Genomic DNA, 24,674 nt, shown 5'->3' with positions numbered 1-24,674 from the left:
TTGATTATAGTTTTGAAAATCGACACTTTTCCACAAAAAAAGAGGAGATGCAAGTCTCCCCCTCTTCTTATGCTTTTTCTTGCGATTGTTTTCCAAGCTTCACATCGATCGTTCCTTCTGCAACTGTATCACTAATTTGTTCCTCAATAACGGATTGAGATGTAGCATTCGTTTCAGAAGTATACGCTTGTTGCTGTGCACCTTGTACATTTTGTTTATTTTGCTGTTTCGACATTTCTTACCCTCCTTTTTATTCTTTCTTATTTTGAACAAAAAGATGGGTTTTCATGAAAAAATCGTGATCATTTTGAAATTGTTACTTCTTCTAGTAATGTCATCGTTCTAACTCGTTTCGTAAATGTAGCTAAGTGAGCAATATCATGATTACGTAACGTCTTTATATTCTCTTCCACATATTTTCCTAAATCATTCGGATAATGAGCATCTGAAGAGAGTGTGATCGGAACTTCGTGTTTAGCTAATACTTGTAAATATAGCGGACTCGGACACATTTCGCGCACAGGATAGCGATAGTACAATCCCGCATTTATTTCCGTTGCTGTATTTGTTTCTACTAATGCACGCGCAATTTTCTTATAATAAGAAAGTTGTTCATTCTCATTTAATCGATAATTAAATACTTTTATGTTGTCAAGATGAGCAATAATATCAAATAACTCAGAACGAACTGCGCACTCAACCGTTTTGAAAAACGTATCATATAAAGCATATAAGTCATGTTCCTTAAAATATTCTTTCGTATCTGGATTATCAAATCCCCAGCCATTTAAAAAATGAACAGAACCAATTACATAATCAAAAGCTCCTAATGCGAGTAAAGATTGTAATTGTTGTTCACCACCAATAAAATAATCTGCTTCAATTCCAAGTTTAAGCACAACACCTCTTTTACTCCACCGTTCTTTCGCCTCTTCAATTGCTTTTGTAAAATCATGTAGTGAAGCTACCCTTACTTGGTCTAACCATTCCTTTTGTAAACGTCCAAGCCCCGAATCACTAATATCAACATATGTTTCATAGTATTCTTTCGCTTCATAAAAACGGTATAAATGATCGACAATACCAACTTCTTTTATCCCTTTTCGCAAAGCTTCTTCTAAATATAAATCAATCCATTTCGTTGTAAATGGCCCTTCATTCACACGTCTTTGCAGGCGTTCTTGTGTTTTCACAAGCCATTCCATAGAATGTTTTTCTTCTTTTAGCGGTTCATAGTGTTGTAATGATTCATTTATTTTAGCTAGCCATCCTATTGAATATGGCCCTTCTTCTAAATGAATGTGATAATCCACTTTCATACATATTCCCCCTATAATGTATCTATTTCTCTTCTGTCCCCTACTCTTGATAGCTTCCCATTTCTTTCTGTCACTTCCTCCATAATATCTTCTAGTGATATATTTTTTTCGACTAATAACACGAAGCAGTGATACAATACATCAACCATTTCTTTCACTAGCTCTTCTTTATCATTATTTTTAGATGCGATAATTACTTCGGAACATTCCTCACCAATTTTCTTTAAAATTTTATCTTCTCCTTTTAAAAACAAGTAATTTGTATAGGATTCAGAAAGTGGATTTCTCTTTCGTTCTTTAATTGTTTCGAATAGTAATGTAAAGGCGTTTTTCATATGTATCCCCCTATATAATTTTGTAATGAAAACACGTTTTTTCTCCCGTATGGCAAGCAGGCCCTACTTGCTTTACGACAACAACAATTGCATCTTGATCACAATCTAAATAAAGAGATTGCACATGTTGGACATTACCTGATGTTTCTCCTTTATTCCATAACGACCTTCTTGAACGAGAATAAAACCACGTTCTTTTCGTTTCTAGCGTTTTTTCATATGCTTCTTCATTCATATAAGCTAGCATTAAAACTTCTTTTGTACCTTCTTCAATTACAACTGCTGGTAATAGTCCTTTTGAAAAGTTAGGTTTCATAGCCGCACCTCGACGTTTGCATTTCTTAACTTTCTCTTTACGTCCCCTATTGTCGCCTCACCGTAATGAAAGATTGATGCCGCTAACGCTGCATCAACTGTTGTCTTTTGAAACACTTCTATAATGTGATCAGCATGACCACATCCACCTGACGCGATGACTGGTACGGAAACACTTTTTGAAATTTCTTCTGTTAAACGAAGGTCATATCCGTTTTTCGTTCCGTCTGCATCCATACTCGTTAATAAAATTTCGCCTGCGCCTAGCTCTGTAACGCGCTTTGCCCACCCGATTGCATCAATTCCCGTATCAACTCTTCCGCCGTTCACATATACATTCCACTTATCCTCCGCTACTTTTCTAGCATCAATTGCGACGACAATACATTGTGAGCCAAAATGCTCTGCCCCTTCTTCGATTAATTTTGGATTTCGCACTGCTGCTGAGTTAATTGAAACTTTATCTGCTCCCGCTCTTAGTAAATTGTACATATCTTTCACACTTGAAATTCCTCCGCCAACTGTAAGAGGAATAAATACTTTTGAAGCCGTTTTTTCTACAACATCTATAATTGTTTTTCGTCCTTCATGCGTTGCCGTAATATCTAAAAATACTATTTCATCTGCTCCCGCATCATTATATAAAGCTGCTATTTCAACAGGATCCCCGACATCTTGTAGTCCTATAAAATTTACACCCTTTACGACTCGCCCTTCTTTCACATCTAGACATGGAATAATGCGTTTCGCTAACATAACTTTGTTACCTCTAGCACTTCTTCTAAATCAATCGTTTTCTCGTAAAGAGCCTTACCAATTATGACGCCGTATATGTTCATATCATTTAACTTTTTCACATCTTGTATAGATGCAATTCCTCCAGAAGCAATAACTCGAGTAGCAACGTTCTTTTGTAGTAACTCCAATTGCTCTACATTCGGTCCTGCAAGTGTTCCGTCTTTCGAAATGTCTGTAAACACAATCGTTTGAACACCTATCTTCTCCATTTGTTTTGCTAAATCAATGTAAGAAATTTCAGACACATCAAGCCAGCCTCTCGTTGCTACAAAACCATTTTTCGCATCAATTCCGACGATGATTTTTTCTTTATATAGACGAACTGTCTCTTCTAAAAATGGCTTATCATAAAGAGCGGCTGTTCCTAAAATCACTTTATCTACCCCTACTGAAAATAATTTCTCTACGGATACAAGTGATCGAATTCCTCCGCCAACTTGCACTGGAATACGTACTGCCTTGCAAATTCTTTCAATGACGGACAAGTTTAACGACTCACCAGCAACTGCACCATCTAAATCAACAATGTGCAACCGTTTCGCTCCAAATGTTTCAAATATAATCGCTTGCGCAACTGGGTCTTCATTCATTACTGTTTCTTTACTAAATTCTCCTTGATACAGTCTAACGCATCTCCCTTCTTTTAAATCGATAGCTGGGAAGATTTCCATGTTTCTACCACTCCTTTAAAATTTTTCAACATTTGCATGCCAATGTCACCACTTTTTTCAGGATGAAACTGCGCACCGTATATATTTCCTTTTGCTACAAAACCAGGTACTTTCACTCCATATTCACTTATTCCATATACAATTTCATTTGGACAATCTGCGTAATAAGAGTGGACATAATATACGAAAGAACCGTCCTCTACTCCATTCCAAAGCGCTATTTCTCCTTCTTTCTTTAACTCATTCCATCCCATATGAGGAATTTTATAAGGAACCTTTAACTTTCGAATAACGCCTGGCAATAAACTTAACCCGTTACAGTCTTGTAGTTCCTCACTTTTTTCAAATAAAAGCTGCATTCCTAGGCAAATACCTAGAAGTGGTTTTCTGGAACGCCCAATTTCTTGTAACACACGTACTAAATCTTTTTCTTCCAATACATCCATCGCTTTTGGAAATGCACCTACTCCTGGTAAAATCACTCCATCACTTCTAAAAATCTCTTCTTTATCACTCGTTACAATGTACGCTGCTCCAATATGCTTTAATGCTTGTTCTACACTACGAATGTTTCCCATTCCATAATCTATAATGGCAATCAATTACAACATCCCTTTCGTTGAATTTACACCAGTAATATTGGCATTTCTTTCGACTGCTTCTCTAAGCGCTCTACCAAACGCTTTAAATAACGCTTCAATTTTGTGATGTGTATTGCTTCCGTATAAAATACGAGCATGTAATGTAATATTGGCAGCATGAGCAACTGCTCTAAAAAATTCTTCCGTTAGTTCTGTATCAAAATCCCCAAGCTTCGGATTCGTTAATTCTCCTTGAAATACAATATATGAGCGTCCACTTATATCAATTGCAACAAAGCCTAAAGACTCATCCATCGGTACATATGCTGAGCCGTACCTGTTAATCCCCTCTTTACTGTGCAAGGCTTCTTTCAAACAATTTCCGAGTACAATCCCAACATCCTCAACTGTATGATGTGCATCAACGAATACATCCCCTTCTGCCTCCACTTGCAAACCGAATCTTCCATGCCTTGCAAATAAAGTTAGCATATGATCAAAAAAACCAACTCCCGTTCGTACAGAAACGTTCTTCCCATCATCAAGCTGTAAACTTAATTTTATTTTTGTCTCTGTCGTCTCACGTATTTGACTAGACTCACGCATTATTCTTCCTCCTCAAATCTTATTTGAATTGCTCTCGCATGCGCATGTAACCCTTCTTTACTGGCAAGCTCTACAATATGATGTTTTACATCTCTTAATGCTTCCTCTGTATAAGACAGAAAGCTTGATTTTTTCACAAAATCATCGACTGATAACGGTGAGAAAAACCTTGCCGTTCCACTTGTCGGTAACACGTGATTCGGTCCTGCTAAATAATCCCCGAGCGGTTCTGGTGCATATGGTCCAAGAAAGATAGATCCTGCATGTTTCACATAAGCTAGAGCATTCATCGGTTCTTTTATATGTAACTCTAAATGTTCCGGGGCAACTTCATTCGATAAATTTAGCGCCTCATCTAAAGAAGGAACGATAAAAATGGCCCCATTTCTCTTTATTGATTCACGTGCAATTTCGCTTCTTGGTAATGTTTCTAACTGCCTTTCTATCTCTTTTTCTACTTCTTTTGCTAACTCTATATTTGTTGTAATACAAATTGCTGTCGCTCTCTCGTCATGTTCTGCTTGTGATAATAAATCAGCAGCAATATATTTTGCATTGCCGGTTTCATCTGCAATAACTACAATTTCTGACGGTCCAGCAATCATATCAATATTTACTATTCCATATACTTCTCGTTTCGCTAGAGCGACGTACAAATTTCCTGGTCCAACTATTTTATCCACTTTCGGAATCGATTCCGTCCCGTATGCTAAAGCAGCAATTGCTTGCGCACCACCTATCGTATAAATTTCATCTACTCCTGCAAGACTTGCAGCAACTAAAATATGTGGATCAATTCCTCCTTCTCTTGGCGGTGTTACCATTACAATCTTTTTCACACCAGCGAGTTTTGCTGGCAATACATTCATTAATACTGACGAAGGATACGAAGCAGTTCCGCCTGGCACATATACGCCTACATTCTCTAATGGCCGAATGATTTGTCCTCTAATGATGCCTTTACTCGCGCAATCGAACATCGATTGTCTTTTTTGCTTTTCATGGTACGAAATAATGTTTTTCTTCGCCTCTTGTAACGCTTCTAAAAATGAATTCTCTACAAACATACTCGCTCGTTTTATTTCTTCTTCACTTACACGAAACTCTTTCATCTTTACACCATCAAACTTTTTTGTATAAAAAGATAAGGCCTCATCTCTACTCTCCCTTACATTTTGAACGATTTCACTTACATTTCTTTGAACAGTTTCTTCCATTATATTAGCGTTTTCTCGTAGCAATTTTATTTTCGATAACGCCTTTTGAAAATCTTCAAAAACGATCTCCATTACAAGTCCCCCTATTTTCCTGACAAAATTTCTTGCTCCATCATATTTATAATACTGAATATTTCGTCTTTTTTAGTTTTTAATGCAGCCTTATTTACAATCATTCGAGCAGATATAGAATACATTTCCTCAAATACAATGAGTCCATTTTCTTGTAATGTTTTTCCTGTTTCAACAATATCAACAATCGCATCTGCCAATCCAAGAATAGGAGCAATTTCTACAGAACCTTCTATTTTAATAATTTCTACATCCTCTCCTTTATCATGAAAATAGTTAGAAGTAATATGTGGATATTTCGTCGCAATGCATTTCTTCCGGTAGCTCTTCGGATTATAAGTAGGAATAGAAGCGACACAAAACTTACACACGCCTACTCCTAAATCTAACATTTCATAAATATCTTTCTCGTTTTCCATTAAAATATCTTTTCCAACGACTCCGATATCCGCTACTCCATGTTCTACATAAGTAGCAACATCTACTGCTTTCACTAAAATAAATGAGATATCCGTATTTTTACTTTGAAAGACAAGTTTTCTTCCTTTATTTTTGAGCTCTGAACAATCAATTCCAATCTGCTCAAAGAGCGGAATCACATGTTTTTCTAATCTCCCTTTCGTTAACGCAATTTGAATGTTACGCATGAAGTTTCTCCTTCTTTCTGGACGACCCATTTCTCTTTCCATACATATTCCACTAATGATTCGTTCTTTGCCTCAACGACCGTTACAATTTGATTTTTTCTAGCAAATTGAAAAGTATCATTTAAATTAGAGAATAAAGATAGCGCTACTTTTTTCCCGTCCTTTTGAAGTAAATTTCGTAATCGTTCCGCTTCTGCTAATCTATTTAACTCGTAATGAATCATAATATCTATTCTCTTTCGTTCATATGGCTTTTGCTGCTCTTGCAGCGCCTTTACAATTTGATTAACTTGCACCGCGAGTCCAACAGCCGGTAACATTTCTCCAAAATTTCCAATTAACTCATCATATCTTCCGCCACTAACAATTTCTTCCCCAATTTCATATATATACCCTTTGAAAATAACACCTGTATAATAGTCCAAATGTTGAATCATACCTAAATCAATGGATATGTACGATCCATAGCCTAGCTTGTCAATTGCTTCATATATTTCTTTCACTCTTGTAATGGCCATTTTCATTTCATTACTGGAGGCGAGTTTTTCTGCTTCCTCAATCACTTCTAAATTCCCAAATAACCTCGGTAATTTCTCCAGTAACTTTACTGTTTCATCACATCGATCTAATTTCTTATCTCTAATAAAATTGGATAAAGCGGCATAATTTTTACTTTCAATATATGTTCTAAGAACTTTCTCTTCTTCCTCATGAATGGAGAGCTTTTTGACAATACATTTATATAACTGTACTTGCCCAATCTCTATTGTAAAAGATTGCACCTTCAACTTTTGAAGTGATTGAATGACGCTTATAACACATTCAATTTCAGCTCTTACATTATCAATACCGATAATTTCAATACCACTTTGCACGATCTCATTATATTTTCCAGTAAGGGACTCATTCGCTCGAAATACATTTCCGCTATACGTCACTTTAAGTGGTGTATCACACCTCTGCGTTCCGATCACTCTCGCTAAAGGAATTGTCATATCTGGACGCAATACGATAATCCTCCCCTTTTCATCAAAAAATTTATACATCTTTTCTTCATCTATCGGCCTGCTTTGAAAGGCGAACACATCATAAAATTCAATTGTTGGTGTCCTTATTTCTTCATAACCTCTCTCTAAAAAAGTACGCCTTAATTTTTGCTCCACTTCTTCAATTAACGTACATTCTTCGAATAAATAATCTCTCGTTCCATTTGGATTTGCCCGTTTCCATTTTGTCATCGAAATTCTCACACCTTTCCCTTTCTAATGTATGCTTATTTCATGCACCTAAACCGAAAATAAAAAGAGCCTTGTAGATAAAATATACCTACAAGGCTCTTTAGTAGCGTGTAGGTACAACGGGAATAACCCTTGCACCTACACGTTTTCACGCTAGGTTCAAGGGCTTTATGTATGATGATGTAGTTGTGTAAGCATTTTAATAGATTGCATTGTTTTCATAATACTTACTCCCTTTCTCCTCTAATTTTTACATAGTATATAATACTTAATTCTGAATGTAAATACATTTTAAATATTCCGTTATCTTTTAATATACAGCTATCCTTCTTTCATACTCTTTTATTTCTTGTTCATATTGCATTGTAATACTAATTTCATCTAAACCATTTAATAATTTCTCTTTCCACATTTTCTCGATTGTAAAATGAAACCTGTGCGTACTTGTTGTAATTACTTCATTCTCTAAATCTACTTCTATTTGTTCTCTTGCATCCGTTTTGGCAAGCTTTTCTCGCATTTCTTTATCCATTACAATTGGTAACATACCGTTCTTCATACAATTCATATAAAAAATATCTGCAAACCCTCCCGCGATAATTACGCGGAAACCATAATCAGCAAGTGCCCACGGTGCGTGTTCTCTTGAAGAACCACATCCAAAATTATCACCTGTAATTAATATACTTGCTCCTTTTCTATCTGGTGCATTTAGTGGGAAATTAGGGTTTTCGTGTCGTTCATTATCATATCGCCACTCATCAAATAAAAACTTTCCAAACCCAGTTCTTTCAATTCTCTTTAAATATTGCTTCGGAATAATTTGATCCGTATCAATGTTATTATTCATAAGTACTGCGGCAGTACCTTTATGAATACGAAATGGCTCCATCATAACTCTCCTTTCTTGTATCAACAAAATGACCATATAACGCAGCTGCTGCCGCCATTGCTGGGCTAACTAAATGCGTTCGTGCTCCTTTTCCTTGTCTTCCTTCAAAATTACGATTTGAAGTTGAAGCGCAATGCTCTCCTTCAGGTACTTGATCTGGATTCATTCCAAGACACATGGAACATCCAGGTTCTCTCCATTCAAATCCTGCTTCTTCAAATATGTGATGTAGTCCTTTTTGCATCGCCGCGTCCCTTACTCTTTTCGATCCAGGTACAACGAGTGCTCGCACACCTTCTTTTACCTTTCTCCCTTTCACAACAGCTGCAGCAATTTCTAAATCAGATAGCCTGGAATTTGTACAAGATCCAATGAAAACATGCTGAACTGGAATATCATACGTACTTTGTCCAGGGCTTAATCCCATATAAGAAAATGCTCTTTCGTCATTTACATCATGTTTTTCTGGCAATTTCTCATCAATACGAACTCCCATACTCGGATTTGTTCCCCACGTAACGTATGGCGCTAAATCTGTAACATCTATCGAAATATGTAAATCATAAATTGCATCTGCATCTGTATAAAGTTCAAACCATTTCTTCTCGAAAGTTTCATAGTCTCTCGGTGCATATTTACGTCCTTTTACATAAGCAACTGTTTTTTCATCCGGCGCGATAATACCCGCTTTTGCTCCGCCTTCAATCGCCATATTACAAAGCGTCATTCTCTCTTCCATCTCCATAGCCTGAATCGTCTCTCCGTAAAATTCCATTACGTATCCAGTTCCAACTGCTACACCGTACTTTGAAAGGAGATGCAAAATAATATCTTTTGCGTAAACGCCTTTCTGTAATTTTCCTTTTAACTCAATTCCCATCGCTTTCGGTTTTCTTTGCCATAACGTTTGCGTTGCCAATACATGTTCCACTTCACTCGTACCAATACCAAATGCTAGCGCGCCAAACGCACCGTGCGTTGCTGTATGACTATCACCACAAACAATTGTTTTTCCTGGCTGCGTGAGCCCAAGTTCTGGTCCGATAACATGAACGATCCCTTGCTCTTCATCTCCGATATCTGCTAACGGCACCTGAAATTGTTTACAATTTTCCCGAAGTGTATCTAATTGCTGCTTCGCAATGCGATCGGTAATATTCCAAACATCTTTCGTTGGAATATTATGATCCATCGTTGCGAATGTTAAATCTGGTCTGCGTACCGTTCGATTTGTAAGCCGCAAGCCTTCAAAGGCTTGCGGTGACGTTACTTCATGAACAAGGTGCAGATCGATATATAATAAATCTAATCCATTTTCATTTGTCGCAACTACGTGTCTTTCCCAAAGTTTATCTAGCAACCTTTTCCCCATTATCTTCCTCTCCCTACTAGCGCTTGCTCTTCCATTTCTTGCATTACTGCCTTCGTAAATGAAGTTGTCGTTTCAGTCCCCCCGATATCTGCTGTACATTTTCCTAATTTAAGGACTGCTGAAATCGCTTCTTCAATTGCACACCCTTCTCTTGTTAATCCGAATGATTGTCCAAGCATCATGGCAACAGAGCGCATCATCGCAATTGGATTCGCCTTATTTTTCCCGGCAATATCCGGTGCCGATCCGTGAATAGGCTCGTATAATGAAGGACCCTTTTCCGCGTGACTTGCTGACGGAAGCATTCCTAATGATCCAGCTAATACGGAAGCTTCGTCACTTAAAATATCCCCAAATAAATTTTCTGTTACAATTACATCAAACCGTCCTGGATTCCGAATTAACTCCATAGCAGCTGCATCTACTAAAATATGTTCTAGTTCAACATCTGGATAACGAAGTGCTACTTCTTCTGTTACAGTTCTCCATAGTTTACTAGATTCTAAAACATTCGCCTTATCAATAGATGTTACTTTTTTCTTCCGTTTACTCGCTAATTGAAAAGCATAAGAAACGATACGTTCAATTTCATGGCGATGATACGTAAGTGTATCCGTTGCTACTTCGTCAGTTCGTTCTTTCGGATAAGAAAAATAAATCCCACCTGTTAATTCACGAACGACAACGAAATCAATTTCATCAGCCTTTTTTAATGGCGATAAATGTGCCGTTGCACTTTCTACCGTTACAGGGCGAACGTTCGCAAATACACCGAGCCCTTTTCTTAAAGCTAATAATCCTTTCTCTGGTCTTTCTTTCGCACTATCCCACCTTGGTCCACCAACTGCTCCTAGTAAAACCGCATCACTTGCTAAACAAGCGGCAAGCGTTCGTTGTGGTAATGGTTGCCCATTTAAATCGATAGCACTCCCGCCAAAGTACTCATCTTGCAAATGAAAATGATGACCATATAACCTTTCTACCATATGCAATACTTCCTTCGCACTTTCCATAACTTCCGGTCCAACCCCATCACCAGCTAAACAAACGATACGTTTTTCCAATTTCAACACCCCTTTTAACTGAATTTTCAGAACTTTAATTTGATAGGTGAGAATATCCCCTCTCACCTATCAAACACTTATTTCACAAGCTGGATAAAAGATTTCAATTTCCCCGCTGCGTGGACATATGCTCTCGCCGACGCTTCCAATACGTCTTGCGCAACACCAAAACCTGATACTTGATGTGTTCCTTCTTTTAATTCAACATGAACATGAGCCAGTGCATCTTGACCTTGTGTAATAGATTGTATGCGATAATCCGCCAATTCACATTCTAATCCTAAAATTCTTTGGATTGCATTGTAAATTGCTTCAATACTACCAGAGCCAGTAGCTGCATCTTCGAATACATTTCCTTCCTCATCTTTTAGTACAACTGTCGCACATTGTGTACTATTTGATACGAAATGTACTTGCAGTTGCGTAATGTTATATTGCTGAGCCGCAAATGCTGCTTCACCAAGCATAAGTGCTCGTAAATCTTCCTCAGTAATTTCCTTCTTACGATCAGCTAATTTTTTAAACGCTTCAAACACTGCATCTCGTTCTTCCGTTGTAAATTCATAGCCAAGCTCTTTCATTTTTTCTGTAAACGCGTGACGTCCAGAATGTTTTCCAAGTACAAATAGGTTTTGAGATTCGCCTACTAACTCTGGTTCAATAATTTCATACGTTGTCACTTCTTTTAGAACGCCGTCTTGATGAATTCCGGATTCATGAGCGAATGCATTCGCTCCCACGATTGCTTTATTTTTCGGTACAACCATACCTGTTAATCTGCTTACTAATGTACTTGTCGCTTTAATTTCTTTTAGCGTCATAGAAGGCTCTGCTTGATAGAAATCTTTTCTAATATGAAGAGCAACTGCGACTTCTTCTAATGCCGCATTCCCTGCTCTCTCTCCAATTCCATTAATTGTTCCTTCTACTTGCAATGCTCCCCCTTCAACTGCAGCTAACGAATTTGCTACAGCCATTCCAAGGTCATCGTGACAATGACAAGAGAAAATTGCTTTTTCATATGAAGGAACGGATTCTTGTAAGTACTTAAAAAGAGAATAATATTCTTCTGGATTCGTATATCCAACTGTATCTGGAATGTTAATTACATTGGCTCCTGCACGAATCGCAACTTCTACTGCCTCAGCTAAAAAATCTCTTGCTGTTCTTGTCGCATCTTCTGCAGAAAATTGTACTGTTGGAAATAATGATTTTCCAAGTGTAACAGAACGATGAATACTATCTAACACATCCTCTTTTGACATACAAAGTTTATATTTCATATGAATATCACTCGTAGCTAAAAATACGTGTAAACGAGGAGATACCGCACCTTTCACAGCTTCATATGCTCTTCGAATATCGCTTTCTTTCGCTCTAGCTAAACTCATAACTGTAGCATTTTGAATTGTATTCGCGATACGTTTTACCGATTGAAAATCCCCTTCGGAAGCTGCTGCAAAGCCAGCTTCCATAACATGAATCCCTAGTCTTTCTAATTGCCTTGCAATTTGCAATTTCTCTTGTTCATTTAAATTCACTCCTGGTGATTGTTCGCCATCACGTAGCGTCGTATCCATGAACAAAATCTGCTTCATATTATTTCATCCCTACCTTTACTCGCGGCTGTACGAAAGGCATCATTTCACGTAATTTACGTCCAACTACTTCGATTTCGTGGTCATTCTCTTTCTCATTTGTCGCATGGAAATTCGGTCTTCCTGCTTTATGCTCTGCTATCCAACCTCTTGCAAATGTACCATCTTGAATTTCTGCTAGCACTGTACCCATCGCTTTCTTCGTATCTTCCGTTACAACGCGTGGCCCTGATACGAAGTCGCCCCACTGCGCTGTATCTGAAACTGAATATCTCATATTTTCAAGTCCACCTTCATACATAAGGTCAACAATAAGTTTCAGTTCATGTAAACATTCAAAATATGCAAGTTCCGGCTGATATCCCGCATCAACTAACGTTTCAAATCCAGCTTTTACTAGCGCAGTTACTCCGCCGCAAAGTACAGCTTGCTCTCCAAATAAGTCTGTTTCTGTTTCTTCTTTAAATGTCGTTTCTAATACACCAGCTCTCGTCGCTCCAATTCCATCGGCATAAGAAAGTGCCTTTTCAGTCGCAACTCCTGTTGCATCTTGATATACTGCAAATAATGCAGGAACAGCTCCTCCTTCAACAAACGTACGGCGCACAAGATGTCCCGGCCCTTTTGGTGCTACTAAAAATACATCTACATTCGCTGGTGGTTTCACTTGATCAAAGTGAACGTTAAATCCGTGTGCAAAAACGAGAGAATTTCCTGCCTGTAAATTTGGCGCAATTTCCGCTTCATATACTTCTGGTTGCAGTTCATCTGGCAGTAAAATCATTACTACATCAGCCTGCTTTGCTGCTTCTGCTACTGTATATACAGAAAATCCATCTTCTTTCGCTTTATCCCAAGACTTCCCTTTTCTTAAACCTACTACTACATCAAATCCTTTATCACGTAAGTTTTGCGCATGCGCATGACCTTGCGAGCCATATCCAATGATTGCTACTTTTTTTTCCTTTAATACATTTACCGTTACATCTTTTTCATAATAAACTTTTGCCATTTTCATTTCCCCCTATATTTAAATGATTATTGAATTAACATAACTTGCTTATCTTGTTTTTTCATACTACGCGTAAAGGCTGTTACCCCTGTTCTTGCAATTTCTTTCAAACCGTATGGACGAAGTAATTCAATTAATGCTTCTACTTTTTCCTGCGTACCTGTTACTTGCACAACTATGGAATCCTTCCCAACATCTATTACAGTGGCTCGAAACGGTTCAATTAAACTGTATAATTCTGCTCTTGCTACTGATGTTGCTACTTTAATAAGTGCGAGTTCTCTTGCAATCATCGCTTCTTCTGTAATATCTGATACTTTCAAAACATCAATTTGCTTATGAAGTTGTTTAATTAACTGCTCTACTTGCTGTTCATTTTCAACGTGTACAACAATCGTCATCCGCGATATGTCCGATGATTCCGTATGACCTACTGAAATACTTTCAATATTAAAATGTCTTCGTGTCATAACACCTGTAATTCGGTTTAACACACCACTTTGATTTCGAACTGTTGCTGTAACAATTCTCTTCACCTTTTTTCCACTCCCTCCATTTGGTGAACACCTTTCCCTGGCGCAACCATCGGCATTACCTTTTCTGATTGAAGTACACGGCAATCAATTACAACTGGCTCTTGTAATTGAATTGCATGCTGCAATTGTTTCTTTGCAAGAAGTGGATCATCTATGCGAACCCCTTTTATGCCATACGCATTCGCAAGAGCAACGAAATCTGGTTGACACGATAGTAAAGAGTTCGAATATCTTTTGTTATAAAATTCATCTTGCCATTGTCTTACCATTCCTAAAGCTTCATTATTTAAAATAAATACTTTAACAGGTAAAGAGTGTTCTTTTAACACACTTAATTCTTGCAGAGTCATTTGAAATCCAGCGTCACCAACAATTGCAATAACTAATTCATCAGGCTTTGCAATTTGGGCACCAATTGCTGCTGGAAATCCGAAGCCCATCGTTCCTAGTCCTCCTGAAGTTACCCATTTATCTGGAGTTTTCAGCGGATAATATTGGGCTGCCCACATTTGATGTTGCCCCACATCTGTTGTTACAATCGCTTCTCCCTTCGTAATTTCATATAACATATCAATTGCATATTGAGGCTTAATACTTTCAGAATTTCGTTTATAAGAGAATGGATACTTTTCTTTTCTATTCTTTAATAAAGAGATCCACTCATGATGATTTTCTTTCCTTCCTTCTGGTTGAAGTAATACTTGGAGCGCTTGCTTAGCACTTGCAACAATAGGAATTTCAGTCGGTACATTTTTCCCGATTTCTGCTGGATCAATATCGATATGCGCGACAGTCGCCTCTTTCGCAAAATAAGCTAAATTTCCAGTAAGACGATCATCGAATCTAGCGCCTATATTAATGAGTAAGTCACATTCATATAACGCCATATTAGCTGTGTAAGAACCATGCATTCCTCCCATCCCTAGAAATAGTTCATCATCTGGTGGAAACCCACCAAGACCAAGTAATGTATGCACAACAGGAATTTCATATTTACGAGCAAAACTTGTTAATTCCTTTGAAGCTTTCGCATGCAATACACCTGCTCCAGCTAAAATTAATGGCTTGTTTGCAATCTGAATTGCTTGTAATAATTTGTTTATTTGCAGTAGATTCGGTTCATAATTAGGGTTGTATCCTGGTAAATCCATTTGCACATCACTACATCGTTCGCCTTGCTCTACTACCATATCTTTCGGAAGGTCAATAACGACTGGGCCTGGTCTTCCTGTTCTAGCAATATGAAATGCCTCTTTAATAATTCGAGGTAAATCTGAAGCCTTTCGCACTTGATAGTTATGTTTTGTCACTGGCATCGTAAGCCCCATAATATCCGCTTCTTGGAAAGCATCGCTTCCAATTAACGTTGTTGCTACTTGCCCTGTAAATACAACAAGTGGCAATGAATCAATCATCGCATCTGCTAGACCAGTAATCACATTTGTAGCACCTGGTCCACTCGTTGCAATGACAACCCCTGGATTGCCAGTAATTCTGGCATACCCTTCAGCAGCGTGAATAGCACCTTGTTCATGCCTTGTTAAAATATGCGGAATTTCACAGTCATAGAGTGCATCATAAAGAGGTAAAACAGCACCACCAGGATAACCGAAAATCACTTCTACTCCTTCCTTTTCTAGCGCTTCTAACAATAGCTGTGCACCAGTTGCCAGTTTCTCTTCCGTTTTTGAAGACATTGTTCTTATAAGCCCCCTTTTAAAAACTTTTATCAATAAAAAAAATCCTACGTCCACACTCCAGCTATGTGCTGAAGGGACGAAAGATTTCGCGGTACCACCCTTCTTTGCAAGAATACTCTTGCCTCAGTGACCCATAAAATGAGTCTAGCTAATAACGGAGCTACCGTCTAAGCCTAGACAAATGCTTCAGCTTAGCACTCAAGGGCGATGTTCGTCGACGTGAACCATCGGTTTCCAGCAACCACCGACTCTCTGTGAGGCTTCACAATCAACTACTCCTCCCTATCAACGCTTTCTTATGTTATAAAAAGTTGTTATCCAACTTTATTTTCTTCGTAAATTTTCTCTCCATCTTCTATAACTAACTTTCGGAATTCTTCTAATAAACGATTCGTATGTGGACCCGTTTGCCCTAAACCAATCGTTCTACCATCTACTGTCGTAACAGCAATTACTTCCGCTGCTGTTCCTGTTAAAAATACTTCATCAGCTACATATACGTCATGTCTTGTAAATAACTCTTCTCTAACGTCATATCCAAGTTTTTCACCAATTTCTAAAATAGCATTTCGTGTAATGCCTTCTAACGCTCCAGCAGAACTTGGTGGTGTAATTAATTTATTTCCTTTTACAATAAATACGTTATCCCCTGAGCCTTCAGCTACGTATCCTTGATCATTTAACATAAGCGCTTCTTGTACTCCAGCCAATTTCGCTTCGATGCGAACTAAAATATTGTTTAAGTAATTTAAAGATTTTACTTGAGGCGACAATACATCTGGACGGTTTCGGCGCGTTGCAACTGTTACAACTGGAATCCCTTTTTCATAATATTCTTGTGGGAATAAAGATAGTTGCTCTGCAATTACTACTACATTCGGTTTTTTACAAGAATCAGGATCTAACCCAAGATTTCCTGCTCCTCTCGATACAACTAGGCGAATGTATCCATTAGATAATTTATTTTGTCGAATCGTCTCAACAACAATATTCGTTACTTCATCTAAAGAATATGGAATTTCTAACATGATGGATTTTGCTGATTCATATAACCGGACAAGATGCTCTCTCAAACGGAAAACATTACCGCTATAAACTCTAATTCCTTCAAATACTCCATCTCCATATAAATAACCATGATCATATACTGATACTTTTGCCTCGTCTTTTGGAACAAATTCTCCATTTAAGAAAATCCATTGCTCGTTCACTGGAAAGCGCCTCCTATGTTCTATGAATTTTTTATTGTTTCCTAGTTTACTCTCCTTTCTAAATAAATCAAGTGAATTTTTAGAAAATTTATAATTTTTATTCGTACGTACATCTTTAATTGTATTGATTTAACAACATTGTTAACGTTTACAAAAAGTCAAAAAAATTTTTTCGTCAATTTCCATTAAAAAAATATTTGTTTAAAAGAAGGATTTTCGTCAATTGATACGAATCTATTGTATTCAATAAACGGACGTCCGTTTTTATAAATTCGGGAATATATAACGACTTTTGCTGAAAAAGGGGGAAAATAATAAAAATAACGCTGTCTAAAAATAACATTCATATTTTTCATTTCGGAATCATAATCCTATTTTTAAAAAACAATTTGTCAAAATGAAGGAGGAAATCAATATGGCGTGTGTACAAATTAAAGGAACGAGACAAGAGGTAGTAGAGATGCTTCAACTATTTGATCTAATGGATACGAAAGGTTTTTGTAAATTTGATAATTATGTAGAGGTAGAACCAAATAATAAAGAATATAACAATTTCATTGCTTCAATCGACATTCATTCAAATACTTCTTCCGCCCAAGATACTCTAAACGATCAATTCGTAAGTCAAATGCTTACTGGTGTATATAACGACTAAATAAAGTCGTACTTTAATCAGACTACCCGTAAATAACAGATAAATATACGCTTCCTACCGTCTTTATATAAATATATACGATGAACTTGAGCATACTAACAACTAGATGGTAGGAGGTGAGAATTATGGCTAAAATTGGTGTTGAAAATTCGTTAACAGATGTCCAACAAGCTCTTCAGCAACAGGGGCATGAAGTCATTACAATTAACTCGGAACATGACGCACAAGGATGCGACTGTTGCGTTGTAACTGGGCAAGATTCTAATATGATGGGTATTGCAGATACATCAATAAAAGGATCGGTAATTAACGCCCACGGTTTAACAACAGATGAAATTTGCCAGCAAGTTGAGAGCCGCATTTAAATTCAATACAAAAAAGAAAGAGGACTCCTTTTGAAAAGGAGTCCTCTTTTTTATATTCACCTAACGGGAAAGTAACATATACTGGATGAAAGCCCTACCTCTCTCTCATCATTACGGTTCCACTGACCGCTCCTTGATTCACTAGTATACCTATAAAGCCTATAATTATAATTTATAGGGTTTGTTCACAAAAGTTGTTGGTAAAACTACCCGATCTTTCGCAAACTTTTCGTATTATATTTATAAGATTTATTTACTTTACACTAGCTGTAACCGAGACACGAATTAAAATTTTAACACCGATACAATAACTTGTCAACATTTTTCACAAATTAAAAACAGACAGTAACGGTTTGTCTGTTTTAGAATGGAGCTTTTTCTTTTATTACATATACAACAAAGCCGCTTACTAACATACATAAGCCAACCACTAAGTTTTTGATATTAATCATAAATTCCTCTCCCTTATTCCACACATCATATATATTTACAGTTCAATTATTCCGATCATCCTAAAGCGCACTTTTTCTAATATATCATAATTCCTAAAAAATGCAAGTTCACCTTTAGCGACCATTTACAAATTTATCTACAGTGCTTGGTACGGTATTTAAAGCTTTTTCAATTAAATGTGTACTACTATTGAGATGCAATACTTGCACACCGTTAGAACCAACTACTAAAAAAGCAACTGGGCTAATAGAAACCCCAGCCCCGCTTCCGCCTCCAAACGGATGAGCTTGCTTTTTCTCTTTATGCTGCCCTTGTCCGTTATTATGTTTTTCGGAAATAAAATCACCTTTAAAGTCACTTCCACCGGCACCAAAACCAAAAGCCACTTGAGATACTGTTAATACTACATTTCCATCAGCTGTTGAAACTGGACTTCCAACAATCGTATTTACATCTACCATCTCTTTTAAATTTGTCATTGCTGTTTTCATTAAATTTTCAATTGGATGTTCCATTATGTATTGCACCCTTTCCTCATTATTCTTTTTTATACTTTCCAAAATAGAGGAAGTCATACTAACTTTTCCTATTTCAAAAAAACAATCTTCACCTTTTAAATGGATATTACTCCCTGTACATACTCGGATAAAAAGGAAAAAGAGATACATACTACTATTGAACCTTGTTATGAAAGGAGTCATGACTTTGACTGAGAAATTTGATGAGTATAAAAAAAGAGATAGAATAGATAGTGATTATAGTGACTATAAAGAAGAATATGCAGCTGAGGTTGCACCACAGCGCATTGATTATGATTACGATGAGAAGGAACATAAAGATGATGTAAGATCGTCTGCTGCTGGATCAACGGCTGGCTTTATCGCTCTTGCCTTATCTATCTTATCACTTTTCACCTTCCCAACATTATTCGGTCTTGTTTCTGTACTACTAGGTATTTACGCTTATAACCGCGGAGCTACTGTAACTGGTGGTATCGCTGCGATTGTCGGTGGAATTGCAGCACTCATTGCAATTTTATTCCGAGTAGCGCTTATCGGCTTATTGTTCTCCCTCTTTTAAAAAGAAAAAGGTATCTCGCTTATGCGAGATACCTTATCCTGTAAATACATCTTCTGACGGATATTTAATTTTTTGTTTTGCTGGTCGCGCTAAAGAAAATACAAGTGTTAACGGTCCGATTAATCCACAAAACATAACAAACATAATCATACATTTTCCAAACGCTGATAACTTTGCAGTAATTCCCATCGTTAATCCTACTGTTCCAAACGCTGAAATTGTTTCAAATAGTAACTGAATAAAACTGAAGTCTTCTGTAAGCATTAACATAAATACTGCTGCAAAAATAAGGATTTGACTAGCAACGGCAATTGCTAATGCTCTCGTTACTGTCGACATTTTAATTGTGCGCTGAAATAATACGATTTCCTCTTTCTTTCTAAAGAAAGAAAGAACAGATGTAACTAAAATAACAAACGTTGTTAATTTAATCCCTCCACCTGTTGATACACTTCCTGCACCAATAAACATTAAAACCATCGTAAATAATATAGATGATTCTTCCATTCCCCCGTAGTCAACTGTATTAAATCCAGCCGTACGAGGAGTAATCCCTTGGAAAAAAGAAGCCCATAACTTTTCATTTAACGGTAAATTCCCTAACGTCTTCACATTATTATATTCCAATACAAAAATCACAATCATCGCTATCACATTTAGCGCTACCGTTCCAATAATCATGATTTTGGAATGAAGCGATAGTTTTCGAAAACTCCGGCTATACCATATATCAATTAGTACGGTAAATCCGAGACCGCCTATTACGATTAAAGAGCAAATCCCAATATTAATAATCGGATCGCCTACATACCTTGTTAAATTATCCGGCCATAGAGCAAATCCAGCATTATTATAAGATGCGATTACGTGAAAAATACTATAGTATACACCTTTTCCAAAGCCAAACTCTGGAATAAAACGAAATGATAAAAAGATGACTCCAATAAACTCAATACAAATTGAAAATATAAAGACACGTTTTACTAATTTTACGAGACCACCTATATTTGTCTGATTAAATGCCTCTCCAATTAATAAGCGATGACGTAATCCGATTTTTTTACCTAATACCCAAACAATTAAAATGGCAATTGTCATAAGACCTAAACCGCCCGTTTGAATTAAAAACATAATTACAATTTCGCCAAACATCGTAAACGTACTTGCAGTATCTACTACTCCCAACCCCGTTACAGTTGCTGCTGATGTTGCCGTAAAGAAAGCATCTACCCAACTAATATGTACTTTCGTTGCGAATGGTAACTTTAATAACAAACCACCAACCACAATTAAGCAGAAAAAACCTAATGCTAATATTTGTGGTGGATTTAATCGTATAATACGATTATACAGCCTTTGTCTTTTTGTTACTTCCATATTCACTAGCTCCCTTTTTCCCCTCATAACTAAAGGCTTATAAAAAACCTTAAATAGCAGGATAAACCTTATATTCTTATAATATAGTTGAGCATAATCCTTTTTTTCATAGTTTTCAACTTTTATTTATACTCGAACTTCACTTCATTTATGAAAAGACTCTTTCTATTATAAGTACCCTTACTCTATAACTCTCACAACAATCATTTTATATGTATCATTGCTTAAATCCTCATACCTTTCACTCTATGTTCACATAGGGGTCACATCTATCTTTTATAGTATATGTATCGGAGCTGTTCCTCCCTAATTTATAAGACATTCCCCAGTGTCTTGAACAGCTTTCCATCCCTAATTAAATTGACATAAATTGTCCCCTTCCTTAGGCCATCATATGTGATGGTCTTATTTTTTGTCTTTCTATCTTCTATTTAAAACTCCCTCTCTCTTTCACTCTATGTTCACACCCCGGTCACATCTATCTTTTATAGTATATGTATCGAAGTTGTTCCTCCCTAATTTATAAGACATTCCCCAGTGTCTTGAACAACTTCCATCCCTAATTAAATTGACATAAATTGTCCCCTTCCTTAGGCCATCATATGTGATGGTCTTATTTTTTGTCTTTCTATCTTCTATTTAAAACTCCCTCTCTCTTTCACTCTATGTTCACACCCCGGTCACATCTATCTTTTATAGTATATGTATCGAAGTTGTTCCTCCCTAATTTATAAGACATTCCCCAGTGTCTTGAACAACTTCCATCCCTAATTAAATTGACATAAATTGTCCCCTTCCCTAGACCATCCTATGTGATGGTCTATTTTGTTTTCTAAATAGTTTATTTAGCTTTTTCTGCTTACTTTAGTAAAAGCAATCTATATTTAAATAGATACTTTTTGTACTAAATATTCAGAAAATATTGTCAAAATAGGTAGTTTTTCGGTACAATTAATGTAGAAAGCTATTTTACAAAAAATAAGGGGGGATTTTATTGAAACAAACAAAAGCAATCTTAATTGCATTATTTCTCGGTTTAGTTGTCGGACTCACTTTAAATTTAGCTGCACCATCCATTTTTGAACCATTAAATCAATATGTGTTCAATCCACTTGGTCAATTGTTTATTCGCCTCATTAAAATGCTAGTTGTCCCTGTTGTATTCATTTCTATCGTACTTGGAGCTGCTGGTCTTGGAGATCCGAAGCAACTTGGAAGAATTGGTTTAAAATCAATTTCATTCTTTCTTGTAACTACAGCCGTTGCCATCTCTATTGCAGTTACATTTGCACTGATTATACAACCAGGATCTGGTGGTAATTTTAAAACCGAAGGGCTTAAATATGAAGGTGCAAAAACCGAAACATCTTTCGTCGATACATTGCTAAATATCGTACCAGATAATCCAGCAAAAGCGATGGCTGATGGAAACATGTTACAAATTATTGCCTTTGCCGTATTAATTGGACTTGGTATAGCTATTTTAGGAAAACGTGTCCAAGGTATTCATTCATTACTTGAACAGGGCAACGAATTAATGATGTATCTCGTTAATCTCGTTATGAAATTAGCTCCAATCGGAACATTTGGGTTGCTTGCTTCATCCGTCGGTAAAATGGGTCTTGCAGGCGTCGCTGCGATGTTCAAGTATATGATTGTCGTTATGCTAGTACTTATTATTCACGGTGTCTTCGTATATGGTGGCTTATTAAAAGTATTGGCAAAAGAAAGCATTGTCCGTTTCTTTAAACATTTCGGACCAGTAATGGCGATTGGATTTAGTACATCTAGCTCTAATGCATCTCTTCCATTTGCAATGAAAACCGCACAAGAGAAGCTTGGTGTTCCAAAAGCAATTAGCTCTTTTGTACAACCACTAGGTGCAACAATTAATATGGATGGTACTGCCATTATGCAAGGTGTAGCAACTGTATTTATCGCTCAAGTATACGGCGTTGAACTTACTATTTCCCAACTAGCTGTAGTCGTATTAACTGCTGTACTAGCTAGTATCGGCACTGCTGGTGTACCAGGTGTTGGGCTTGTAATGCTGACGATGGTTTTAAATCAAGTAAATCTACCAGTAGAAGGTATTGCCTTAATTATCGGTATTGACCGCATTCTAGATATGTCAAGAACAGCTGTAAATATTTCTGGTGATGCAATTTGCGCAATGATTGTCGCAAAATCAGAAGAAAAATATAATACAGATCAATCTGCCGCATCTTAAATCAAAAAAGGAGTGAAATGATTCACTCCTTTTTTGATTTACTTCCCTTTTTCGAACGATATTCTTTTCCTTTATTATCGTTACCAGTTTCAAATTCTGCACTAAACTCTTGTTGAAATTGCCCTGATTTCGGTGAGCCTTGATTTCCGCTCCCTTTACTACCATTTCGATTTGTCATATTTCTGCCCCCTTCCTTTATTAGTAGTATGTTACATATTTTCTTTTTTATAATCTTTTACATACGAAAAAAGACCTTCCTCATATAAGGAAAGTCTTTTTTTTCAAAGTGTAAGCGTTTTCTTGCTTATAATGACTTAAATAAGTTTTTTCGAAATAGATATCATTATATTCATTTCTTCTTCTGAGAGCGTAGAAAATCTTTCTTGTAAATATTGTTTTTTCGCATCTTCCATTTTCGCAACTAAATCTTTTCCTTGTTCAGTAATCTCCAAATATACAACTCGGCGATCTGACGTAGAACGTGAACGAGTTACAAAACCTTTATTAATTAATTTTTCTGTAACAGCTGTAATATGACTATTCGACACATTTAACTCATTCGCCACACGTGATACCATTTCTTTATTCGTACGATTCAATATTCTAAGGACGATGAACTCATTCCACGGTATGTAACCACCAAATATTTTTCCAATATCATTACGCAACGTGCGGAACATAGCAAAAACATTTGTCGATAGTTCTTCCATTAATTGCTCTCGATTTTGAGACAACTTTGACAGCCCCTTTTATTTCATTTAGTTAAATAAAAACCTTATTAATAATTCTACATGAAATCTTACTTTTTGTCACCTTATTTTCCCATAATTCGTAGTTTTTTAATAGATATTTCATGATAAAATGAAGTTAAATTTCCAAAAAAAGGAGTTGGGATAGTGGGTGAAGAAGACAAATTTTCGAATTTTAATCTAAAAGATAAAACTTTGATCATTGGTTTTGTTATTCTGTTCCTCATTGTAATTTTTGCATTTATATTTTTTATATATGTAGGAATCTTTCATATTACTGGTGTAGAGTATCGATCGCGCACTGCCTTACTTCTATTTTTTTTATTAATTACTTTCTTAGACGGTATTATATTTTTCATCTTCGTTTTCTTCAAGGCACTGCTATATCCAATGACACAAAACATGCCAAATTGGCTTTCTATTACTCTTTTTGCAATCATTGAAATTACGCTAGATTGGTTCGTCATTCATACCGCTGACGATTGGATAGAGAGCGTGCAACTATCCAACATAGCTGAATTATGTGTCGTACTATTCTTTTTCCTATTAAGTAAATTATTAAGTGACAAGAAAGAGTAAGA

29 protein-coding genes and 1 other annotated feature are annotated in these 24,674 nt (G+C 36.6%); of the genes, 5 read left to right on the top strand and 24 right to left on the bottom strand.

Annotated elements, in window-relative coordinates:
* Positions 1-67: 67 nt before the first annotated feature.
* From NLJ82_RS07345 to ilvE, 19 genes are all read right to left on the bottom strand, one after another.
* On the bottom strand, positions 68-235 hold the full coding sequence (locus NLJ82_RS07345) for a YozQ family protein (protein ID WP_000043572.1): 168 nt from the start codon (positions 233-235) through the stop codon (positions 68-70).
* Between the two features lie 67 nt (positions 236-302).
* Positions 303-1,319: a histidinol phosphate phosphatase domain-containing protein gene (locus NLJ82_RS07340; RefSeq protein WP_000861826.1), complete on the bottom strand. Its 1,017-nt coding sequence runs from the start codon at positions 1,317-1,319 to the stop codon at positions 303-305.
* An 11-nt stretch (positions 1,320-1,330) separates the two neighbouring features.
* Positions 1,331-1,654 (bottom strand): phosphoribosyl-ATP diphosphatase, encoded by a 324-nt coding sequence (hisE, locus tag NLJ82_RS07335; RefSeq protein ID WP_000786131.1) that lies wholly within the window; start codon positions 1,652-1,654, stop codon positions 1,331-1,333.
* A gap of 10 nt (positions 1,655-1,664) precedes the next feature.
* Complete coding sequence (hisI, locus tag NLJ82_RS07330) at positions 1,665-1,970, bottom strand: phosphoribosyl-AMP cyclohydrolase (protein WP_000803975.1); 306 nt, start codon at positions 1,968-1,970, stop codon at positions 1,665-1,667.
* Positions 1,967-2,725 carry an imidazoleglycerol phosphate synthase cyclase subunit gene (gene hisF / locus NLJ82_RS07325; protein ID WP_000880082.1) on the bottom strand — a complete coding sequence of 253 codons (759 nt, stop codon included), beginning with the start codon at positions 2,723-2,725 and terminating at the stop codon, positions 1,967-1,969. The genes hisI and hisF overlap by 4 nt, the downstream gene beginning before the upstream one ends.
* On the bottom strand, positions 2,719-3,438 hold the full coding sequence (gene hisA, locus NLJ82_RS07320) for a 1-(5-phosphoribosyl)-5-[(5-phosphoribosylamino)methylideneamino]imidazole-4-carboxamide isomerase (RefSeq protein ID WP_000402311.1): 720 nt from the start codon (positions 3,436-3,438) through the stop codon (positions 2,719-2,721). Before hisA ends, hisF begins: the two co-directional genes overlap by 7 nt.
* Entirely contained in the window at positions 3,411-4,040 is a 630-nt protein-coding gene (hisH, locus tag NLJ82_RS07315; protein ID WP_000560333.1) for an imidazole glycerol phosphate synthase subunit HisH, read from the bottom strand. The genes hisA and hisH overlap by 28 nt, the downstream gene beginning before the upstream one ends.
* On the bottom strand, positions 4,041-4,625 hold the full coding sequence (gene hisB, locus NLJ82_RS07310; RefSeq protein ID WP_001209290.1) for an imidazoleglycerol-phosphate dehydratase HisB: 585 nt from the start codon (positions 4,623-4,625) through the stop codon (positions 4,041-4,043).
* Positions 4,625-5,914, bottom strand: a complete 1,290-nt coding sequence (gene hisD, locus NLJ82_RS07305) for a histidinol dehydrogenase (protein WP_000407015.1) — start codon at positions 5,912-5,914, stop codon at positions 4,625-4,627. Before hisD ends, hisB begins: the two co-directional genes overlap by 1 nt.
* Before the next feature lie 11 nt (positions 5,915-5,925).
* Positions 5,926-6,561 carry an ATP phosphoribosyltransferase gene (hisG, locus tag NLJ82_RS07300; RefSeq protein ID WP_001244470.1) on the bottom strand — a complete coding sequence of 212 codons (636 nt, stop codon included), beginning with the start codon at positions 6,559-6,561 and terminating at the stop codon, positions 5,926-5,928.
* On the bottom strand, positions 6,537-7,799 hold the full coding sequence (hisZ, locus tag NLJ82_RS07295; RefSeq protein ID WP_000170314.1) for an ATP phosphoribosyltransferase regulatory subunit: 1,263 nt from the start codon (positions 7,797-7,799) through the stop codon (positions 6,537-6,539). The genes hisG and hisZ overlap by 25 nt, the downstream gene beginning before the upstream one ends.
* A 310-nt stretch (positions 7,800-8,109) precedes the next feature.
* Complete coding sequence (gene leuD / locus NLJ82_RS07290) at positions 8,110-8,691, bottom strand: 3-isopropylmalate dehydratase small subunit (RefSeq protein WP_000433210.1); 582 nt, start codon at positions 8,689-8,691, stop codon at positions 8,110-8,112.
* Complete coding sequence (gene leuC, locus NLJ82_RS07285) at positions 8,669-10,063, bottom strand: 3-isopropylmalate dehydratase large subunit (RefSeq protein ID WP_000518108.1); 1,395 nt, start codon at positions 10,061-10,063, stop codon at positions 8,669-8,671. The genes leuD and leuC overlap by 23 nt, the downstream gene beginning before the upstream one ends.
* Positions 10,063-11,127, bottom strand: coding sequence for a 3-isopropylmalate dehydrogenase (gene leuB / locus NLJ82_RS07280; protein WP_000415369.1), 1,065 nt, complete (start codon positions 11,125-11,127; stop codon positions 10,063-10,065). Before leuB ends, leuC begins: the two co-directional genes overlap by 1 nt.
* 77 nt (positions 11,128-11,204) lie before the next feature.
* Positions 11,205-12,725, bottom strand: a complete 1,521-nt coding sequence (gene leuA / locus NLJ82_RS07275) for a 2-isopropylmalate synthase (RefSeq protein ID WP_000809579.1) — start codon at positions 12,723-12,725, stop codon at positions 11,205-11,207.
* Position 12,726: 1 nt separating this feature from the next.
* Positions 12,727-13,737 carry a ketol-acid reductoisomerase gene (gene ilvC / locus NLJ82_RS07270; protein WP_001151717.1) on the bottom strand — a complete coding sequence of 337 codons (1,011 nt, stop codon included), beginning with the start codon at positions 13,735-13,737 and terminating at the stop codon, positions 12,727-12,729.
* 26 nt (positions 13,738-13,763) lie between these two features.
* Positions 13,764-14,273 (bottom strand): acetolactate synthase small subunit, encoded by a 510-nt coding sequence (gene ilvN, locus NLJ82_RS07265; RefSeq protein WP_000822949.1) that lies wholly within the window; start codon positions 14,271-14,273, stop codon positions 13,764-13,766.
* A complete protein-coding gene (gene ilvB, locus NLJ82_RS07260; RefSeq protein ID WP_000095852.1) occupies positions 14,270-15,970 on the bottom strand; it encodes an acetolactate synthase large subunit in 1,701 nt (566 codons plus the stop codon). Before ilvB ends, ilvN begins: the two co-directional genes overlap by 4 nt.
* Positions 15,971-16,042: 72 nt before the next feature.
* Positions 16,043-16,271, bottom strand: a binding site (T-box leader).
* A 16-nt stretch (positions 16,272-16,287) separates the two neighbouring features.
* A complete protein-coding gene (gene ilvE / locus NLJ82_RS07255) occupies positions 16,288-17,184 on the bottom strand; it encodes a branched-chain-amino-acid transaminase (protein WP_001005497.1) in 897 nt (298 codons plus the stop codon).
* Between the two features lie 415 nt (positions 17,185-17,599).
* On the opposite strand from ilvE, the gene NLJ82_RS07250 reads away from it, so the two are divergent.
* Together NLJ82_RS07250 and NLJ82_RS07245 are read left to right on the top strand one after the other, a co-directional pair.
* Positions 17,600-17,839 carry a DUF3911 family protein gene (locus NLJ82_RS07250; RefSeq protein WP_000752508.1) on the top strand — a complete coding sequence of 80 codons (240 nt, stop codon included), beginning with the start codon at positions 17,600-17,602 and terminating at the stop codon, positions 17,837-17,839.
* A gap of 125 nt (positions 17,840-17,964) precedes the next feature.
* The gene (locus tag NLJ82_RS07245; RefSeq protein ID WP_001062580.1) at positions 17,965-18,204 is read left to right on the top strand and encodes a YkuS family protein; all 240 of its coding nucleotides are present in this window, start codon (positions 17,965-17,967) and stop codon (positions 18,202-18,204) included.
* A gap of 362 nt (positions 18,205-18,566) precedes the next feature.
* Here the strand turns inward: NLJ82_RS07245 and NLJ82_RS07240 are convergent, their stop codons facing one another.
* The gene (locus tag NLJ82_RS07240) at positions 18,567-18,656 is read right to left on the bottom strand and encodes a hypothetical protein (RefSeq protein ID WP_000608225.1); all 90 of its coding nucleotides are present in this window, start codon (positions 18,654-18,656) and stop codon (positions 18,567-18,569) included.
* A 114-nt stretch (positions 18,657-18,770) separates the two neighbouring features.
* Positions 18,771-19,232, bottom strand: a complete 462-nt coding sequence (gene ytfJ / locus NLJ82_RS07235) for a GerW family sporulation protein (protein ID WP_001993741.1) — start codon at positions 19,230-19,232, stop codon at positions 18,771-18,773.
* Between the two features lie 112 nt (positions 19,233-19,344).
* Here ytfJ and NLJ82_RS07230 point away from each other — a divergent pair, with 112 nt between their 5' ends.
* Positions 19,345-19,737 carry an imidazole glycerol phosphate synthase gene (locus NLJ82_RS07230; protein WP_001997037.1) on the top strand — a complete coding sequence of 131 codons (393 nt, stop codon included), beginning with the start codon at positions 19,345-19,347 and terminating at the stop codon, positions 19,735-19,737.
* Positions 19,738-19,770: 33 nt separating this feature from the next.
* Here NLJ82_RS07230 and NLJ82_RS07225 read toward each other — a convergent pair whose 3' ends face one another.
* Positions 19,771-21,114: a TrkH family potassium uptake protein gene (locus tag NLJ82_RS07225; RefSeq protein ID WP_000454133.1), complete on the bottom strand. Its 1,344-nt coding sequence runs from the start codon at positions 21,112-21,114 to the stop codon at positions 19,771-19,773.
* A gap of 994 nt (positions 21,115-22,108) precedes the next feature.
* On the opposite strand from NLJ82_RS07225, the gene NLJ82_RS07220 reads away from it, so the two are divergent.
* The gene (locus NLJ82_RS07220) at positions 22,109-23,344 is read left to right on the top strand and encodes a dicarboxylate/amino acid:cation symporter (protein ID WP_000814817.1); all 1,236 of its coding nucleotides are present in this window, start codon (positions 22,109-22,111) and stop codon (positions 23,342-23,344) included.
* Between the two features lie 22 nt (positions 23,345-23,366).
* Here NLJ82_RS07220 and NLJ82_RS07215 read toward each other — a convergent pair whose 3' ends face one another.
* Positions 23,367-23,522, bottom strand: coding sequence for a hypothetical protein (locus tag NLJ82_RS07215; protein WP_000184931.1), 156 nt, complete (start codon positions 23,520-23,522; stop codon positions 23,367-23,369).
* 136 nt (positions 23,523-23,658) lie between these two features.
* Positions 23,659-24,078, bottom strand: coding sequence for a MarR family winged helix-turn-helix transcriptional regulator (locus NLJ82_RS07210; RefSeq protein ID WP_000081435.1), 420 nt, complete (start codon positions 24,076-24,078; stop codon positions 23,659-23,661).
* A gap of 162 nt (positions 24,079-24,240) precedes the next feature.
* On the opposite strand from NLJ82_RS07210, the gene NLJ82_RS07205 reads away from it, so the two are divergent.
* Complete coding sequence (locus tag NLJ82_RS07205) at positions 24,241-24,672, top strand: YrvL family regulatory protein (protein WP_000503434.1); 432 nt, start codon at positions 24,241-24,243, stop codon at positions 24,670-24,672.
* The last annotated feature ends 2 nt before the right edge of the window (positions 24,673-24,674 follow it).

This window comes from Bacillus paranthracis (genome assembly GCF_024296885.1).
GTDB lineage: Bacteria > Bacillota > Bacilli > Bacillales > Bacillaceae_G > Bacillus_A > Bacillus_A paranthracis.
This window is presented reverse-complemented; position numbering and strand designations above follow the sequence as displayed.

Excerpts from the sequence above, each read along its gene's own strand:
- hisA (WP_000402311.1), bottom strand. The coding sequence starts at position 3,438 with ATGGAAATCTTCCCAGCTATCGATTTAAAAGAAGGGAGATGCGTTAGA.
- leuC (WP_000518108.1), bottom strand. The coding sequence starts at position 10,063 with ATGGGGAAAAGGTTGCTAGATAAACTTTGGGAAAGACACGTAGTTGCG.
- NLJ82_RS07225 (WP_000454133.1), bottom strand. The coding sequence starts at position 21,114 with ATGGAAGTAACAAAAAGACAAAGGCTGTATAATCGTATTATACGATTA.
- hisD (WP_000407015.1), bottom strand. The coding sequence starts at position 5,914 with ATGGAGATCGTTTTTGAAGATTTTCAAAAGGCGTTATCGAAAATAAAA.
- hisE (WP_000786131.1), bottom strand. The coding sequence starts at position 1,654 with ATGAAAAACGCCTTTACATTACTATTCGAAACAATTAAAGAACGAAAG.
- ytfJ (WP_001993741.1), bottom strand. The coding sequence starts at position 19,232 with ATGACTTCCTCTATTTTGGAAAGTATAAAAAAGAATAATGAGGAAAGG.
- NLJ82_RS07240 (WP_000608225.1), bottom strand. The coding sequence starts at position 18,656 with ATGATTAATATCAAAAACTTAGTGGTTGGCTTATGTATGTTAGTAAGC.
- NLJ82_RS07250 (WP_000752508.1), top strand. The coding sequence starts at position 17,600 with ATGGCGTGTGTACAAATTAAAGGAACGAGACAAGAGGTAGTAGAGATG.
- ilvB (WP_000095852.1), bottom strand. The coding sequence starts at position 15,970 with ATGTCTTCAAAAACGGAAGAGAAACTGGCAACTGGTGCACAGCTATTG.
- hisB (WP_001209290.1), bottom strand. The coding sequence starts at position 4,625 with ATGCGTGAGTCTAGTCAAATACGTGAGACGACAGAGACAAAAATAAAA.
- hisF (WP_000880082.1), bottom strand. The coding sequence starts at position 2,725 with ATGTTAGCGAAACGCATTATTCCATGTCTAGATGTGAAAGAAGGGCGA.
- NLJ82_RS07245 (WP_001062580.1), top strand. The coding sequence starts at position 17,965 with ATGGCTAAAATTGGTGTTGAAAATTCGTTAACAGATGTCCAACAAGCT.
- NLJ82_RS07340 (WP_000861826.1), bottom strand. The coding sequence starts at position 1,319 with ATGAAAGTGGATTATCACATTCATTTAGAAGAAGGGCCATATTCAATA.
- hisG (WP_001244470.1), bottom strand. The coding sequence starts at position 6,561 with ATGCGTAACATTCAAATTGCGTTAACGAAAGGGAGATTAGAAAAACAT.
- leuD (WP_000433210.1), bottom strand. The coding sequence starts at position 8,691 with ATGGAGCCATTTCGTATTCATAAAGGTACTGCCGCAGTACTTATGAAT.
- hisI (WP_000803975.1), bottom strand. The coding sequence starts at position 1,970 with ATGAAACCTAACTTTTCAAAAGGACTATTACCAGCAGTTGTAATTGAA.
- NLJ82_RS07230 (WP_001997037.1), top strand. The coding sequence starts at position 19,345 with ATGAAAGGAGTCATGACTTTGACTGAGAAATTTGATGAGTATAAAAAA.
- hisZ (WP_000170314.1), bottom strand. The coding sequence starts at position 7,799 with ATGACAAAATGGAAACGGGCAAATCCAAATGGAACGAGAGATTATTTA.
- leuA (WP_000809579.1), bottom strand. The coding sequence starts at position 12,725 with ATGAAGCAGATTTTGTTCATGGATACGACGCTACGTGATGGCGAACAA.
- NLJ82_RS07345 (WP_000043572.1), bottom strand. The coding sequence starts at position 235 with ATGTCGAAACAGCAAAATAAACAAAATGTACAAGGTGCACAGCAACAA.
- NLJ82_RS07215 (WP_000184931.1), bottom strand. The coding sequence starts at position 23,522 with ATGACAAATCGAAATGGTAGTAAAGGGAGCGGAAATCAAGGCTCACCG.
- ilvC (WP_001151717.1), bottom strand. The coding sequence starts at position 13,737 with ATGGCAAAAGTTTATTATGAAAAAGATGTAACGGTAAATGTATTAAAG.